The 14,945-nt window shown below is 71.8% G+C and carries 17 protein-coding genes; all 17 read left to right on the plus strand.

The window, feature by feature from the left end:
- Nucleotides 1-21: 21 nt before the first annotated feature.
- The 17 genes from caldi_RS02250 to caldi_RS02330 all read left to right on the plus strand — a co-directional run bounded on the left by caldi_RS02250 (nt 22) and on the right by caldi_RS02330 (nt 14,901).
- A complete protein-coding gene (locus caldi_RS02250) occupies nt 22-1,302 on the plus strand; it encodes a flagellar hook protein FlgE (RefSeq protein ID WP_264843491.1) in 1,281 nt (426 codons plus the stop codon).
- A gap of 65 nt (nt 1,303-1,367) precedes the next feature.
- The gene (locus tag caldi_RS02255; RefSeq protein ID WP_264843492.1) at nt 1,368-1,586 is read left to right on the plus strand and encodes a flagellar FlbD family protein; all 219 of its coding nucleotides are present in this window, start codon (nt 1,368-1,370) and stop codon (nt 1,584-1,586) included.
- A gap of 115 nt (nt 1,587-1,701) precedes the next feature.
- Nucleotides 1,702-2,487 carry a motility protein A gene (locus tag caldi_RS02260; RefSeq protein ID WP_264843493.1) on the plus strand — a complete coding sequence of 262 codons (786 nt, stop codon included), beginning with the start codon at nt 1,702-1,704 and terminating at the stop codon, nt 2,485-2,487.
- A 3-nt stretch (nt 2,488-2,490) separates the two neighbouring features.
- The gene (locus caldi_RS02265; RefSeq protein ID WP_264843494.1) at nt 2,491-3,258 is read left to right on the plus strand and encodes an OmpA family protein; all 768 of its coding nucleotides are present in this window, start codon (nt 2,491-2,493) and stop codon (nt 3,256-3,258) included.
- Between the two features lie 10 nt (nt 3,259-3,268).
- Entirely contained in the window at nt 3,269-3,715 is a 447-nt protein-coding gene (locus caldi_RS02270; protein WP_264843495.1) for a flagellar basal body-associated FliL family protein, read from the plus strand.
- A gap of 13 nt (nt 3,716-3,728) precedes the next feature.
- Nucleotides 3,729-4,742, plus strand: a complete 1,014-nt coding sequence (gene fliM / locus caldi_RS02275; RefSeq protein WP_264843496.1) for a flagellar motor switch protein FliM — start codon at nt 3,729-3,731, stop codon at nt 4,740-4,742.
- Nucleotides 4,732-5,802: a flagellar motor switch protein FliN gene (gene fliN, locus caldi_RS02280; RefSeq protein ID WP_264843497.1), complete on the plus strand. Its 1,071-nt coding sequence runs from the start codon at nt 4,732-4,734 to the stop codon at nt 5,800-5,802. Before fliM ends, fliN begins: the two co-directional genes overlap by 11 nt.
- A gap of 38 nt (nt 5,803-5,840) precedes the next feature.
- Nucleotides 5,841-6,212 (plus strand): flagellar biosynthetic protein FliO, encoded by a 372-nt coding sequence (locus caldi_RS02285; RefSeq protein ID WP_264843498.1) that lies wholly within the window; start codon nt 5,841-5,843, stop codon nt 6,210-6,212.
- The gene (gene fliP, locus caldi_RS02290) at nt 6,209-6,979 is read left to right on the plus strand and encodes a flagellar type III secretion system pore protein FliP (protein ID WP_264843499.1); all 771 of its coding nucleotides are present in this window, start codon (nt 6,209-6,211) and stop codon (nt 6,977-6,979) included. Before caldi_RS02285 ends, fliP begins: the two co-directional genes overlap by 4 nt.
- A gap of 19 nt (nt 6,980-6,998) precedes the next feature.
- Nucleotides 6,999-7,268 carry a flagellar biosynthesis protein FliQ gene (gene fliQ, locus caldi_RS02295; RefSeq protein WP_264843500.1) on the plus strand — a complete coding sequence of 90 codons (270 nt, stop codon included), beginning with the start codon at nt 6,999-7,001 and terminating at the stop codon, nt 7,266-7,268.
- Nucleotide 7,269: 1 nt separating this feature from the next.
- A complete protein-coding gene (gene fliR / locus caldi_RS02300) occupies nt 7,270-8,046 on the plus strand; it encodes a flagellar biosynthetic protein FliR (protein ID WP_264843501.1) in 777 nt (258 codons plus the stop codon).
- A 12-nt stretch (nt 8,047-8,058) separates the two neighbouring features.
- The gene (gene flhB, locus caldi_RS02305; RefSeq protein WP_264843502.1) at nt 8,059-9,132 is read left to right on the plus strand and encodes a flagellar biosynthesis protein FlhB; all 1,074 of its coding nucleotides are present in this window, start codon (nt 8,059-8,061) and stop codon (nt 9,130-9,132) included.
- Nucleotides 9,133-9,185: 53 nt separating this feature from the next.
- Entirely contained in the window at nt 9,186-11,246 is a 2,061-nt protein-coding gene (gene flhA, locus caldi_RS02310) for a flagellar biosynthesis protein FlhA (protein ID WP_264843503.1), read from the plus strand.
- Nucleotides 11,246-12,535 (plus strand): flagellar biosynthesis protein FlhF, encoded by a 1,290-nt coding sequence (gene flhF / locus caldi_RS02315; protein ID WP_264843504.1) that lies wholly within the window; start codon nt 11,246-11,248, stop codon nt 12,533-12,535. Before flhA ends, flhF begins: the two co-directional genes overlap by 1 nt.
- A complete protein-coding gene (locus caldi_RS02320) occupies nt 12,528-13,472 on the plus strand; it encodes a MinD/ParA family protein (RefSeq protein ID WP_264843505.1) in 945 nt (314 codons plus the stop codon). The genes flhF and caldi_RS02320 overlap by 8 nt, the downstream gene beginning before the upstream one ends.
- 9 nt (nt 13,473-13,481) lie before the next feature.
- On the plus strand, nt 13,482-14,120 hold the full coding sequence (locus caldi_RS02325) for a flagellar brake protein (RefSeq protein ID WP_264843506.1): 639 nt from the start codon (nt 13,482-13,484) through the stop codon (nt 14,118-14,120).
- Nucleotides 14,121-14,133: 13 nt separating this feature from the next.
- Nucleotides 14,134-14,901 (plus strand): FliA/WhiG family RNA polymerase sigma factor, encoded by a 768-nt coding sequence (locus tag caldi_RS02330; RefSeq protein ID WP_264843507.1) that lies wholly within the window; start codon nt 14,134-14,136, stop codon nt 14,899-14,901.
- Nucleotides 14,902-14,945: the final 44 nt, after the last annotated feature.

The raw sequence follows: 14,945 nt of genomic DNA on the forward strand, positions 1-14,945 counted from the left end.
GAGAGGAGGTCAGATCGGGCCATGATGCGCTCCATGTTCGCCGGCGTCGTGGGCCTGCAGGCCCACCAGATCCGGATGGACGTGATCGGCAACAACATCGCCAACGTGAACACGACCGGCTTCAAGGCGAGCCGGGCCACGTTCTACGACCTGCTGAGCCAGACCCTCCGCTCCGCCTCGCGCCCGCAGAACCAGCGGGGCGGCACGAACCCGATGCAGATCGGCCTGGGCGTGGGCCTGGCCTCGATCGTCCCCAGCATGACCCCGGGCGCCCCGCAGGTGACCGGCCGCAACACGGACATGGCCATCACGGGCGACGGCTTCTTTGTCCTGCGCGGGCCGACGGGTGGTCAGGTCTACAGCCGGGACGGCAACTTTCTCGTGGACCCGGAGGGGTACCTGACCAACGCCCAGGGACTGCGGGTGATGGGCTGGACGGCGCAGAACGGGCAGATTGACACGACCGGCCCGGTCGATGTGATCCGGCTACCTTCGCGTGACACCATGCTGCCGGCGAAGAGCACGAGCAAGGTGGCGGTGAAGGGGAACCTGGACATGTCGGCGACCAGCAACACCTCGATCACCGTTCCCCTCGTGATCTACGATCAGGCAGGTACGGCGCACACCCTCAACCTCGTCATGACGAAGACCGCCACCCTGCATGAGTGGTCGTACACGATCAACCCGCCGAGCGGGGCCAACTTCGGGCCGGTGGCCGGAGGCACGGATCTTACCAAGGTTGACGGTACCATCACCTTCTCGGCGACCGGGTCCGTCCAGTCCGTGACCGGCGACGCGACAGGGCCCCTGACCTTCAGGCCGCCGGGCGGTACCACTGCCGACGAGTTCACGTTCACCTTTGACTTCGCGTCGCTCACGGAGTTCAGCGGCGACACCACGATCACCCAGTCCGAGGACCTGACGACCTTGGAGAAGGGCTACCCCGCCGGCACCTTCGAGGGCTTCAGCGTCGACAGCTCGGGCGTCCTCACCGGGCACTACTCGAACGGCCTGTCCGAGCCGATCGCCCAAGTGGCGCTGGCGCTCTTCTCCAACCCGTCGGCCCTGGAGAGCCGGGGCGGGTACTGGGTGGAGTCGAACAACTCCGGCAACGCCCGCCTGGGCGCGCCCGGGATCGGCGGCCGGGGCGCGATCCAGCCCGGCGCGCTGGAGATGTCGAACGTCGACCTCGCCACGGAGTTCACGAACATGATCACGACGCAGCGCGGGTACCAGGCCAACTCCCGGCTCATCACCACGGCCGACGAGCTGCTCCAGGAGCTCGTCAACCTCAAGCGGTGACGGAGGCGTAGCCGTCCGGGCCCCCGGGCCCGGCGGGCAGCAGGGGCCATGAGGAGGTAGGGGCGGTGATCCGTGTGACCCGTCTCAGGGCCCGGGAGGAGATCGTGGTGAACGCGGACCTCATCGAGACCGTCGAATCCACCCCGGACACGGTGATCACGCTCACGAACGGGCACAAGATCATCGTCCAGGAGTCCCCGGACGAGATCGTACGCCGGGTGGTGGAGTACAAGCGGGCCATTCTGGGCCCGCGCGGCCCGGATGGCTCCGTCTCCGGCCCGTGACCGGGCCGCTGGAGCCGCCGGCGGGCCGGCCGCACGGCCGGCCCGCCCGTGGCCCGGCACCCCCCGGGCCGCGGAGCGGTGAGCACGCCTCCACTCCCATGGCAGGTGACACGCGGTGGACCTCGCAACCTTTCTCGGCATCGTGGCCGGTACGGCGCTCTACATCTGGGCCATCGGCCAGGGTGGGAGCTTGCTCAACTTCTGGAACCTCCCGTCGCTGGCCATCACCCTCGGCGGCACCCTGGCGGCGACCCTGATCAACTACCCGCTCAGCCGGCTCGTCGGCATGGTCGGGGTGGCCAAGAACGCCTTCTTCCACCGGCCAGTCGACCCGAACGAAACCATCGCCACACTGACCGAGTTCGCCGAGAAAGCGCGCCGCGAGGGCCTCTTGGCGCTCGAGGAGTCCGTCGACCAGCTCGAGGACGACTTCTTGCGCAAGGGCCTCCAGCTGGTGGTCGACGGCACGGATCCCGAGCTGGTGCGCAGCATCCTCGAGACCGAGCTGGCCTTCCTGGAGGAGCGGCACCGGGCCGGAGCGGCCATCTTCGACACCATGGGCATGCTCGCCCCGGCGTTCGGGCTCATCGGCACCCTGATCGGTCTGGTGAACATGCTGAAGAACGCAAACGACCCGGAAAAGATCGGCCCGGGCATGGCGGTCGCCCTGCTGACCACGTTCTACGGGGCGATGCTGGCGAACTTCCTGTTCATCCCCATCGCCGGGAAGCTGCGGGTGCGCAGCGCCGAGGAGATCCTCAACCGGGAGGTCATGATCGAGGGGATCCTGTCGATCCAGGCCGGCGACAACCCGCGGATCGTCGCGGAGAAGCTCCGTTCCTTCCTTGCTCCGTCGCAGCGGGCCACCCGGCGCCGGGACGAGGAAGGGGAGGAGGCCTGAGCCGTGGTGCGGCGCGATCGCCAGCAGAGGCACGAGGTGCCGTCGGGTTCGCCTCCCTGGATGATGACCTACGGGGACATGATGACGCAGATCCTCGCCTTCTTCGTCCTTCTCTTCTCGTACTCGACCCTCGACCTGCAGAAGTACCGGGCGGCGATGGCGTCGCTGACCGGGGCCCTCGGCATCCTGCCGGGCGGCACCTCGATCCTGCAGGGCCCGCTGGTCCCGTCGGAGGAGCCCAAGCCGCCTCCGGTGCCGCCGGGAGTTCGCGGCGAGGAGCCGGGGGAGCTGGAGAGGCTCGCGGGCCAGGTGCGTGAGGCGCTCGAGAAGAGTGGGTACGGCGGACGGTTCGAGCTCGTCGAGGACGAGGACCGCCTCGTCGTGCGTTTCCCGGAGACCGTGCTGTTCGATTCCGGACAGGCGGAGCTGCACCCCGAGTCGCTGCCGGCCCTGGACGCCGTGGCCGAGGTCCTCCGGCGGGTGCCGAACCGGGTGCGGGTGGAGGGCCACACCGACACCGATCCCATCTCGAACTTCCGCTTCCCCTCCAACTGGGAGCTGTCCACGGCGCGGGCCGGGCGTGTGGTGCGGTACTTCGTGGACACGTACGGGCTGGACCCCCGCCGGTTCGAGTCGGCAGGCCTCGGGGAGTACCGGCCGATCGCCCCCAACGACACGCCCGAGAACAAGCAGAAGAATCGCCGGGTCGACATCGTGATCCTCAGCAGCCGTCCCGCCGGACAGGCAGGGCAGGCGACACCGAACAGGTAGGTGTAGGTGGTTGAAGGGACGTTTCGCTTGGATCCTCGGTGGGATCGTGCTTCTCGTGCTCGCGGGCGGCGTCGCCGCCGGGGTGGCGATCGCCGTGGTGGGCCGGCAGGCCGGGGGGAACGCGCCGGCAGCCGCCCAGTCCGCTCCGAAGCCGGGCGAGGGCCGTGAGGTCTCCCTCGGGCAGTTCACCACCAACCTGGCCGAGCGCGGCGCGGCGGTCCAGATCTCCTTCGTGTTCCTGGTGGCGGGGGAGAAGGAGGCCGCCCGGGTCGAGGCGGCGAAGTCCGAGCTCCGGGACGCGATCCTGGGCCTCCTGCGGGACAAGAAGTCGGCCGACCTGGCCGGGGCACAGGGGAAGGACCGCCTGGCCGCCGAAGTCCGGGCCAGGGCGAACGAGGTGCTCGGCGAGCCGATCGTCAGTCGCGTGCTCATCACCGAGATGCTGGCACAGCCGTGAGGGGGGCTCCCGCGTGGCCGAGATCCTGACGCAGGCCGAGATCGACGCGCTGATCGCCTCCCTGATGGCCGAAGAGGCCAAGCAGCCGCAGGGCGGTGCCCCGCCGGCCGAGGCGGCAGCCCACCGCCGGCTCCGGCTCTACGACTTCCGCCGCCCGGACAAGTTCTCGAAAGACCAGCTCCGGAGCCTGCAGGTCATCCACGAGAACTTCGCCCGGCTCCTGACCACGTTCTTCACCGCCAGTTTCCGCACGGTGGTCCAGATCGTGATCGGCTCCGTGGACCAGGGGACTTACGGGGAGTTCATCCGAGCCGTCAACAACCCCTCGGTCCTGTGCCCTTTCCGGCTCCCGCCCCTGGACGGGACGTGCGTGCTCGACGTGAGCCCGGTGGTCGCCTTCCCCATGATCGACCGCATGTTCGGCGGGCCGGGGTCGTCCCTGCCGAAGGCGCGGGAGCTGACGGACATCGAGCAAACGGTCATGATGCGGATCATCCGCGGCATCCTGCGAGCCCTGCAGGAGGCGTGGGAGAACCTCGTCGCCGTCGAACCAGAGCCGCTGGGGATCGAGAACAACCCCATCTTCGTTCAGGTGGCGTCCGCCAACGAGATCGTGGTCACGGTGGCAGTCGACGTCCGGGTGGGGGAGCACGTGGGCGTCATCACCCTGTGCTTCCCGTACGTCACGCTGGAGCCCATCCTGGACCGGCTCACGAGCCACAACTGGTTCGGCACGGGTCCCCGCCAGCCCACCGCCGCGGACCGGCAGGCGCTCGAGAAGCGCCTGGCGCGGACCCGGGTGCCCGTGACCGTCGAGCTCGGCCGGGCGGAGCTCACCGTGCGCGAGCTTCTCGACCTGGCGGTCGGGGACGTGGTGGTCCTCGACCGGCGGGTCGGGGAGGCGTGCACGGTGTTCGTGGGCGACCAGCCCAAGTTCACGGCCGTCCCGGGTACCGTCAGGGGTCGCCTGGCGGCACAGGTGAGGGCACGGCTGCCGGGAGAGGAGCCGCAGGAAGATGAGCGCTGAACACCTGTCCCAGGAGGAGATCGACGCCCTGCTGCGAGGGCACGCGGCAGGCGCCGACTGGTCCCCGGTTCGCTCCGCCCTGGCCGCCGCGCTCTCGCGTGCCTGGGAGGGCGCCAAGGCGCTGTTCGGCGTGCCGGTGCAGGTCGGCGAGCTCGAGGTGCGGGAGGTGGCGGGCGCGGAGGCGACCGCTGCGCTGGGCGGCGGTGACGCCGTGTGGGCCCGGATTCCCCTCGACGACGGCGCCGCGTACGCCTACGTGCTGCTGGACCGGCCCCTGGCCCTGGGCCTCGTGGCCGCCGCTCTGGGCACGGAACCGGAGGCGGACCTCTCGGCGACGGGCGCCGGGGTCCTGTCCGAGATCCTGAGCCAGCTCTCCGGGCGGACTCTGGCCGACGTCCTCGTCGAGGCCGGCTGGAGCGCCCAGGTGGGCGGTGTCGAGGTTCTCGGCCCGGATCAGGCACCTTCTCAGGAGTCCCTGGTGGGCTTCGTGCACACGGTCGACGCCGGTACGGCCCGCGGCTCGGTGATGCTCGCGCTGCCCGCCGCCGTGGCGCGCCGCCTGCGCGGCGGCCTGGAGCCGGAGGCGCCCGCTGCGCCGCCGGCCGGAGCCGGGGCCACCCCGCGCTCCGCCCCTGCACCGGGGCCGTCCTCCGCGCCGGCACCGCCCCGGGAGGCGGCGGGCGCCTCCGGACCCGAGACCGGGCGGCCGGCCGCCACACCCCCGACGGTGGCCTACCAGCCGGCCCAGTTCCCCGAGCTGAGCCCGTCGGCCGCGGCGCCCCCGGTCCGCAACCTGGACCTCCTGTTGGACGTGACCCTGCAGGTCACGGTGGAGCTCGGCCGCACCACCAAGCAGATCCGGGACGTGCTCGAACTGGGGCCCGGCGCGGTGATCGAACTGGAGAAGCTGGCCGGCGAGCCGGTGGACGTGCTGGTCAACGGCAAGCGCATCGCCCGCGGCGAGGTCGTGGTCGTGGACGAGCACTTCGCCGTCCGCATCACCGACATCGTCAGCCCTGTGGAGCGGGCAGGCTCGCTCGGCCGGCAGGGGTCCGGCTGAGCGGTTAGCTGCAGCCTGCCTGCGGTGGTGGGGCGCCGATGGAGATCGTGATCCAGATCGCGACCTTCCTCCTGCTCTTCCTGCTCGTCGTCGCTGCCGCCTACCTGGCGTCCCGGGCGCTCGCCGGAGGTGCCGGCCGCGTGGGCGGTGGCCGCCTGCTGCGGGTGGTGGAGGCCTTGCCCGTGGGGCGGGATCGCCTGCTGGTCCTGGTCGAGGTGGGAGACCGCTACCTCCTCGTGGGGTCTGCCCCCGGCGGGGTGAGCCTCGTGCAGGTCCTGGAGGGCGATGCCGCCCGGGAACTGGCGGGCCGCCTGCGTGCCGGCCCAGCAGGTACCCTGTCCCCCGACGCCTTCCGCCGTCTCCTGGACCGCTGGCTGCGCAGGGGCGGTCCGGGGGAGGGGACACCGTGAGGCGGTGGGCGGGGCCCCTGCTGTTCGCCGCGGTCGTGGCGGCCTGGCTTGTGCCCGCGGCGGTGGCGCGTGCGCAGGCGGCGGACCCGGTCGTCATCCCCCGGGTCGAGCTCGGGGTCGGCCGCAGCGAGGACCCCCGCGACATGGTCGCGAGCCTCCAGATCCTGCTGCTCCTGACGGTCCTTGCCCTCGCACCGGCGATCCTCGTCCTCACCACCGCCTTCACGCGGATCGTGGTCGTCTTCTCGTTCCTGCGCAGCGCCCTCTCGACGCAGAACATGCCCCCGAACCAGGTGCTCATCGGGCTCGCCCTCTTCCTGACGTTCTTCATCATGCGGCCCACGTGGGTGCAGGTGAACGACCGGGCCCTGCAGCCCTACCTGCGGGGGGAGATCACCCGGCAGGAAGCGCTCGCGGCGGCCGAGGAGCCCATGCGGGCGTTCATGCTGCGATACACGCGGGAGAAGGATCTGGCGCTCTTCGTGAACGCGGCAGGGATCGAGGCGCCGGAAGGCCCGAACGACGTGCCCTTCTGGGTGCTGGTCCCCGCCTACGCCATCTCGGAGCTCAAGACCGCCTTCACCATGGGCTTCCTTATCTATGTCCCCTTCGTCGTGATCGACATGGTGGTGGCGACCACCCTGATGTCGATGGGGATGCTCATGCTGCCCCCCGTCATGGTGTCACTGCCGTTCAAGATCCTCCTGTTCGTGCTCGTGGACGGCTGGCACCTCGTCGTGCAGCAGTTGCTCCTGAGCTTCCAGTAGGGCCCGGGGGTGGGAGTCGTTGACCGAAGAGATGATCCTGTCGATCGGCCGCCAGGCCCTGGTGACGGCGCTCCTCGTCGCCGGCCCGGTGCTGGTCCTGGGCCTGCTCGCCGGTCTGGTGGTGAGCCTCCTGCAGGCCACCACGCAGCTGACCGACCAGACCCTCGCCTTCATCCCGAAGATCGTGGTGGTCATGCTCTCCGTCCTGCTGTTCGGCCCGTGGATGCTCCGGACCATGCTCGACTTCACGGGCCGGGTCATCGGCCTCCTGCCGTCGGTGGTGCGCTGACGTGGACGTGCTCGGGCGGGCCCTCGGCCAGCTGGACCTCTTCCTGCTCCTCTTCAGCCGGGTGATCGGCCTCTTCGTCACGGCGCCCGTGCTCGGCAACCCGTCCATCCCGGCGCAGCTGCGGGTGGCCCTCGCCATGGCGGTCGCTCTCCTGGCCCTGCCGGCGGCGGGCGGGGTCCGGCTGCCGGACAGCCTGCCGGCCCTGGCCCCCCTGGCCCTCAGGGAGCTCGTGATCGGCATGGTGCTGGGCTTCGTGCCCACGCTCCTCCTGGCCGCGGTGCAGTTCGCCGGGGAGATCCTCGACGTGGACCTGGGGTTCTCCATCGTCAGCACGCTCGACCCCCTGAACCAGCAGCCCCTTCCCCTTCTCGGCAACTTCCAGTACCTCCTGGCCCTGCTGTTCTTCCTCGCCGTCGACGGCCACCACGGCCTGCTGCTCACGGTCCTGGGCAGCTTCCGCCTCCTGCCCGCCGGCGCGCCGCCGGGCGACCTGGCTGGGCTCGACCGGCACGTGCTGGCGCTGGCGGGTGAGATCTTCCGCCTGGGGCTCTCCCTGGCGGCCCCCGTCCTGGTCGCCCTGTTCCTCACGACGGTGGCGATCGCCGTGGTGGGCCGGGCGGTCCCCCAGATGAACGTCTTCGTCGTCGGCCTGCCGGTGAAGACCGGCGCCGGCCTCGCCCTCCTGGCCGCCCTGGTGCCCCTGTACGCCGCGGCTTTCCGGACCCTGTTCGAGCGGATGCTGGCCCAGACCCAGGTCGCCCTCGAGCTCCTGCGGTGAGGGGGTGACGCCTTGCACTTGCAGTTCTTCGCCCAGGAGCGGACCGAGCCCGCCAGCCCGAGACGCATCCAGCGCGCCCGGCAGCGCGGCCAGGTCGCCCGCTCCCCGGAGGTGGCGGCGGCACTGACCCTGCTCACGGCGTACCTGGCCCTGCGCTTCTGGGGCCCGTCCGCCTGGGGCGTGCTCCTGAGCCTGGCACGGGAAGGATGGGGCGGGGCCTGGGGCATGGTTCCCGAGCTGGGCGAGGGCGACGCCCTCCACCTGGGGCTGCGGGTGCTGGCGGTCACCGCCCTGGCGGCCGGCCCGCTCGTCGTGGCGGCCGGCCTGACGGGGCTCCTGGCGAACCTGGCACAGGTCGGGTTCGTGCTGACGGGCGCTCCGCTGGCCCCCGACCTCGGCCGGCTGAACCCCCTCCAGGGGCTGCAGCGGCTCTTCAGCCGGCGCGCGTTGGTGGATCTCGTCCGGGCGCTGGTGAAGGTCGTCATCGTGGGCATCGTGGCCTACCGGACCGTGAAGGGGCGGCTGGCGGACCTGCCCGGCCTCGCCGACGTGCCGCCGGAGGGCGTCCTCGCCGCCGTGGCCGGGATGGCCGGGACGGTCGTCCTCCGCGTGGGGCTGGCGTGGCTGGTGGCGGCGGCGGTCGACTACGTGTACCAGCGCTGGGAGTACCAGATGTCGCTGCGCATGACGCGGCAGGAAGTCAAGGAGGAGCTGCGCGAGACCGAGGGCGCGCCCGAGGTGCGCCAGCGCATCCGGCGGCGGCAGCGGGAGATCGCCCGCCGCCGCATGATGGCGGAGGTTCCCAGGGCCGACGTGGTGATCACGAACCCGACCCACTACGCCGTGGCCCTGCGCTACGACGCGGCGGAGATGGACGCGCCGCAGGTCGTGGCCAAGGGGCAGGGCCTGGTGGCCCGCCGCATCCGGGAGGTGGCCGTCGCGGCCGACGTCCCGGTCGTCGAGAACCCCCCGCTCGCGCGCAGCCTGTACGAGGCGGTGGAGATCGGCGAGTCGATCCCGCCCGAACTGTACCAGGCCGTGGCCGAGGTCCTCGCCTTCGTGTACCGCCTCAAGGGGCGCGTCTGACGCCGGAGGCGCCGGGGGCGCATCCCGCACGTCCCGCAGGGAGGGGATAGCCGGTGCAGGGCGGCCCGACGCAGAACCTGGCCAGGTACACGGACGTGTTCTTCGCGCTGGCGGTCGTGCTCGTGGTGGCGATGATGATCGTCCCGGTGCCGCCCGTGGCGCTCGACTTCCTCCTGACGTTCAACCTGGCCACCGCCGTCGTGATCGTGCTCGTGGCCATTTACACCCGGGAGCCCCTCCAGTTCTCGATCTTCCCCTCGCTCCTGCTCGTGACGACCCTGTTCCGCCTCTCCCTGAACGTCTCCACCACCCGGCAGATCCTCCTGGCCGGCGACGCCGGCCGCGTGATCCGGAGCTTCGGCGAGTTCGTCCTCGGCGGCAACGCCGTCGTGGGCTTCATCGTCTTCCTCATCCTGGTCGTCGTCCAGTTCGTCGTCATCACCCGGGGGGCCGAGCGGGTGTCGGAGGTGGCGGCGCGCTTCACCCTCGACGCCATGCCGGGCAAGCAGATGGCCATCGACGCCGACCTGAACGCGGGCCTCATCACGGAGGCGGAGGCGCGGCAGCGCCGGCAGGACATCGAGCGGGAAGCCGATTTCTACGGGGCGATGGACGGCGCCTCGAAGTTCGTGAAGGGCGACGCGGTCGCCGGGATGATCATCGTGGGCATCAACCTCATCGGCGGGTTCGTGATCGGGTGGATGCGGGGGCTCGCGCCTCTGGACTCCCTGCGCACATACTCGGTCCTCACGGTGGGCGACGGCCTGGTGAGCCAGATCCCCGCCCTCCTGATCTCCGTCGCTACCGGCCTGGTGGTCACCCGGGCGGCCTCCGAGGGGAACCTCGGGCAGGACATCCTGGCCCAGCTGGGCCGTGAGCCCCGGGCTCTCTTCCTGACGGCCGGGCTCCTCGCCGGGCTGGGCCTCCTGGTGCCCCAGCTGCCCGCCGCGCCGTTCCTGCTGCTCGGCGCGGGCCTGGCCGGCGCCGGGATGGCCATCCGCCGGTCGGTACGGACCCCGGGGACCGAGCGGGCGGCGCGCGAACAGGCCGCCGGACCCGGGGCCGAGGCCGGGCGGCCGGAGAGCGTGCTGCAGCTCCTGCCGATCGACCCGCTGGAGATCGAGCTCGGTTACGGCCTCCTGCCCCTGGCCGACGCCAGCATGGGCGGCGACCTGATGGACCGCCTGGTGATGATCCGGCGCCAGATGGCCCTCGACCTGGGCCTCGTGGTCCCGTACATCCGGGTGCGGGACAACATGGCGCTGCGGCCCAACCAGTACGTGGTCAAGTTGAAAGGAATTGAGATCGGACAGGCGGAAATATTACCCGATCACTTCTTGGCAATGGATCCGGGGGGCGTTTCCGAGCCCGTCCCCGGCATCGAAACCCGGGAGCCGGCCTTCGGCCTCCCGGCCCTCTGGGTGGCGGCCGCCGACCGGGAGCGGGCGGAGCTGGCGGGCTACACCGTGGTGGACCCGCCGGCCGTGGTGGCGACCCACGTGACCGAGCTCATCCGCCGGCATGCCTGGGAGCTGCTGGGCCGGCAGGAGGTCCGCCAGTTGGTCGACCTCGTCAAGGAGACGCACCCGGCGGTCGTGGAGGAGCTGGTGCCCAAGACCCTGTCCCTCGGCGAGGTCCAGAAGGTCCTCCAGAACCTCCTGCGGGAGGGGGTCTCCATCCGGGACCTCGTGACGATCTTCGAGACCCTCGCCGACTACGGCGGCGCCACCCGGGACACCGACCTCCTCACCGAGTACGTCCGCGCCGCGCTGGCCCGGTCGATCTGCCGCCAGCTGGGCCTGGAGGGCCGGGTGAAGGTGATCACCCTCCATCCCGACCTGGAGCAGCGGATCGCACGGGCCATCGACCGCCAGCCGACTGGCACGTACTTGAACCTCGAACCCGAGGTGATCCAGCGCTTGGTGCACGCAATTGCCGCCCGGGCCGGGGAGCTGGCCGCGCAGGGCCAGACGCCCATCCTGCTGACCGCCCCGGCGGTGCGCCCCTACGTCCGGCGCCTCACCGAGCGGGTGGTGCCGAGGCTCGTGGTCCTGTCGTGGGGTGAGGTCGAGGGCAGCATCGAAGTCGAAGCCGTGGGGATGGTGACGGCCTGATGCGGGTCAAGCGGTTCCTGGCGAGGACGCTCCCGGAGGCGGTGTCGCAGGTGCGGGCCGAGCTCGGCCCCGAGGCCGTGATCCTGCACACCCAGCCGGTCAAGGTGGGGGGGATCTTCGGCCTCTTCAGCCAGAAGATGATCGAGGTCACCGCCGCCGTGGAGGGCCTCCCTGCCGTGCCCCAGGGCGCGTGGCGTCCGGCGGGCGCCACCGGACCGGCCCCCGCCGCCGAGGGAGCCGCTCCCGCGCCGGCGGCCGCCCCGGCGGCGCCCGCTTCCGCCGCCCCCGCGGAGCCGCGGCCCGATTCGTTCCCCACGGCGCTCGCCCAGGCCCAGCAGGCCCCTGCGACGCCGGCGGAGGCGAACGGCGCATCCGGCCCGAAGGCGCCGGCGGCCCGTGCTCCGATCCGGGAGGAGGACAGCCTGCGCGCCGAGCTCGCCCGGCTGTCGGCCATCATGGGCCGGGTCCTGGACCACCTGGACCTGCCGGGGGCGAAGGGCCTGGACGGGGCGGTGCGGCCGGTGTACCTGTCCCTGGTGGGTCGGGGGGTGGAGCCGGAGATCGCCGCCGGGCTGGCGCGGCGGGTGCAGGGGCGCCTGAGCCGGGAGAAGGGCCGGCCGCTCGTCGAGGTGGCGCGGGCGGTCCTCGCCGACCACCTGGGCCTGCCGGCGACCGTCCAGCTGGACCCCGGCGGCCACCGGGTGGTCGCCCTCGTGGGCCCGACGGGCGTGGGCAAGACCACGACCCTCGCCAAGCTGGCCGCCCACTGGGCGCTGGCGAAGGAACGCCGGGTGGCGGTCATGACCGCGGATACGTACCGGATCGCCGCGGTGGAGCAGCTGCGCACGTACTGCGAGCTCATCGGTGTGCCGCTGACCGTCGCCCAGTCGCCCGAGGACGTGGCGGCCGGGCTGGAGGCGCACCGGTCGGTGGACCTCATCCTGGTCGACACCGCCGGCCGCAGCCACCGCAACGCGGCCCAGATGGAGGACCTGGAGCGCTACCTGGCGGCGCTCCGACCCGACGAGACCTACCTGGTCCTGAGCCTCACCGCTTCCTCGGCCGACGCCGAGGCCGTGGCCCGGGCCTACGAGAGCGTGGGGTACGACCGCCTGCTCTTCACGAAGCTCGACGAGGCCACCCAGCCGGGGCCCATCATCAACCTCCGCGCCCGGACGGACAAGCCCCTGTCCTACGTGACCACGGGCCAGAGCGTTCCGGATGACATCGAGGTGGCAAGCCCCGACCGACTTCTCCCGCTCTTCCTGGAGGATGTCCACGATGGCTGATCAGGCACAGGCGCTCCGGGACTCGCGGTTCGGCTCCGAATCGCTCCGGCCGGCGGAGGTGGCCGTCCCCCGCCCGGCGGGCGCGGGCGACGGCCCGAGCCCCCGGACCCTGCCCGCCCGGCGGGCCCGGGTGCTCGCGGTGACCAGCGGCAAGGGCGGCGTCGGCAAGACCAACGTGACCGTCAACCTGGCCTACGCCCTCATCCGCCTGGGGCACGAGGTCGTGGTCCTCGACGGCGACCTCGGTCTCGCCAACGTCGACGTCGTCCTCGGCACCACTCCCCAGTACCACCTCGGACACGTGCTGAGCGGGGAGCGGACGGTGCAGGAGGTGATCTACCCCGCCCCGGCCGGGCTGTACTTGGTGGCCGGCGGGTCCGGGCTCAGCGAGCTGGCGGACCTCCCCGAGGAGACCATGAGCGCCTTCATCCAGGGGCTGCGGGCGCTCGAGTCGGAGGCCGACTTCCTCCTCGTCGACACCGGGGCCGGCATGGGCCGGTCGGTGCTGTCGTTCGTCCTGGCTGCCGACGAGGTCATCGTGGTCACGACACCCGAGCCGCCTGCCATCACCGACGCGTACGCGCTGGTCAAGGCCATCGTCCGGCGCCGGCCGGCCGCCCGGCTGTCGCTGATCGTGAACCAGGCGCACGGCTACGCGGAGGCCCGGGAGGCGGCAGACCGGCTCTCGCTGGCGGTGCTGCGGTTCCTGGGCGCCCACATCGAGCTGCTGGGCGTGATCCCGCACGATCCCCAGGTCTACTTCTCGGTGCGCAACCAGACGCCTTTCCTCCTGGCGGCGCCGCACAGCCCCGCCGCCCAGGCGATGCAGGCGATCGCCCGGAGGCTCCTGGGCACGGAGGACGTGCCGGAGGTGCCGAGGGTGGGGCTCTTCTTCGACCGGCTCCTGAAGATGCTGGTGCGGCGGGCGGAGGGGTGAAGGCGAGCGGTGCTCCGGGTGAACGCCCAGGTGGAGCTGCAGCTTCTCGGCGACGAACAGACTCGTTACCGCACGCGGGTCGAGGAGGTGGCCGAGGACCGGTTCCGGGTCTCCCTCCCCACCGCGCACGGAAAGCCGGCCGACATGGTGCCCGGAGACGCCGTGCGCGGGTACCTGCTGAAGGGTCACGCCATGTACGTGTTCGACACCCGGGTGCTGCAGCGCACGGGTGGCCTCATCCCGACGCTGGACCTGGCCCTCCCCACCCACTACGAGCGGGTGCAGCGGCGCGACTGGGTGCGGCTGGATGCCCGGCTGCCGGCGCGCTACGCCCGGGTCGAGCCGGTCGAGCTGGACGGCCCGCAGCCGCCTCCCCCGCGCAAGACCCGCACCGTCGACATCTCCGGCGGGGGGGTGGCGCTCTACCTCGCCGAGCCGCTCGATCCCGGCACGCTGGTCGACGTCTTCATCGACCTTCCCGACACGCAGGTCGTCGCCACCGCCGAGGTGGTCCGGATCATCCGCAGCGAGCCGGAAGGGTACCTGGCGGGCCTGCGGTTCGTCGACATCCGGGAGCGGGACCGCACCGCCATCATGCGGTACATCTTCCAGGAGCAGCGGGAACGCCGGCGCAAGGGGCTGCTCTGAGCGAGGTGAGGCCATGAGTCCGGATCTCGCCGACCTGTGGCGGCGCTACAAGGAGCGCGCCGACCTCCGGGCCCGGGAGGCCCTTCTCCTGGCCTACCTCCCCCTCGTGCGGTACGTGGCGGGACGGCTCTCGATCGGCCTCCCGTCCCACGTGGACCAGGAGGACCTGGAAAGCTACGGACTCTTCGGCCTCATCGAGGCCGTGGAGCGGTTCGATCCCGCCCGCGGCACCAAGTTCGAGACCTACGCGCTGCCGCGCGTCCGCGGCGCCATCCTCGACGGCATCCGGGCCGAGACCTGGGCGCCAGCGCTCCGGCAGCGGGCCCGCCAGATGGAGGAGGCCTACGCCAGGCTGGAAGCGGACCTGGGCCGCAGTCCCACGGACGCGGAACTCGCGGCCTATCTGGGCATCACGCCCGAGGAGCTGGCCCGGCGGGAGGCGGAGGTCGGGGCCAGCGTGGTCGTGTCCCTCGAGGAGACCGGCTGGCAGGGGGGCGAGGGGCAGGGGCCGCTCGGGCGGCTCGTGGACGAGTCGGCGCCGGACCCGGTTCAGGAGGCGCTCGAGAGCGAGCGCCGGGAGGTGCTCGCCCGGGCGGTCGAGCGGCTCTCCGAGAAGGAACGGTTGGTCATCACCCTGTATTACCACGAGGGCCTGACCACCAAGGAAATCGCCGCGGTCCTCGGCGTGACCCCGGCCCGGGTCTCGCAGCTCCACAGCAAGGCCATCCTGCGGCTGCGCGGCCGCCTCAGCCGTCTCAGAAGCCAGCTCATATCGCCCTGATCTGCGACGCGAGTCCGCGACACGAGCGCAGCCCGGGGGGAGGC

The sequence above is a fragment of the Caldinitratiruptor microaerophilus genome (assembly GCF_025999835.1).
Lineage (GTDB): Bacteria > Bacillota > Sulfobacillia > Symbiobacteriales > ZC4RG38 > Caldinitratiruptor > Caldinitratiruptor microaerophilus.

Bases quoted from the DNA above. Each gene is read 5' to 3' on its own strand.
- caldi_RS02285 (WP_264843498.1), top strand. From the start codon at position 5,841: ATGGAGATCGTGATCCAGATCGCGACCTTCCTCCTGCTCTTCCTGCTC.
- caldi_RS02320 (WP_264843505.1), top strand. From the start codon at position 12,528: ATGGCTGATCAGGCACAGGCGCTCCGGGACTCGCGGTTCGGCTCCGAA.
- fliN (WP_264843497.1), top strand. From the start codon at position 4,732: ATGAGCGCTGAACACCTGTCCCAGGAGGAGATCGACGCCCTGCTGCGA.
- flhF (WP_264843504.1), top strand. From the start codon at position 11,246: ATGCGGGTCAAGCGGTTCCTGGCGAGGACGCTCCCGGAGGCGGTGTCG.
- caldi_RS02330 (WP_264843507.1), top strand. From the start codon at position 14,134: ATGAGTCCGGATCTCGCCGACCTGTGGCGGCGCTACAAGGAGCGCGCC.
- caldi_RS02250 (WP_264843491.1), top strand. From the start codon at position 22: ATGATGCGCTCCATGTTCGCCGGCGTCGTGGGCCTGCAGGCCCACCAG.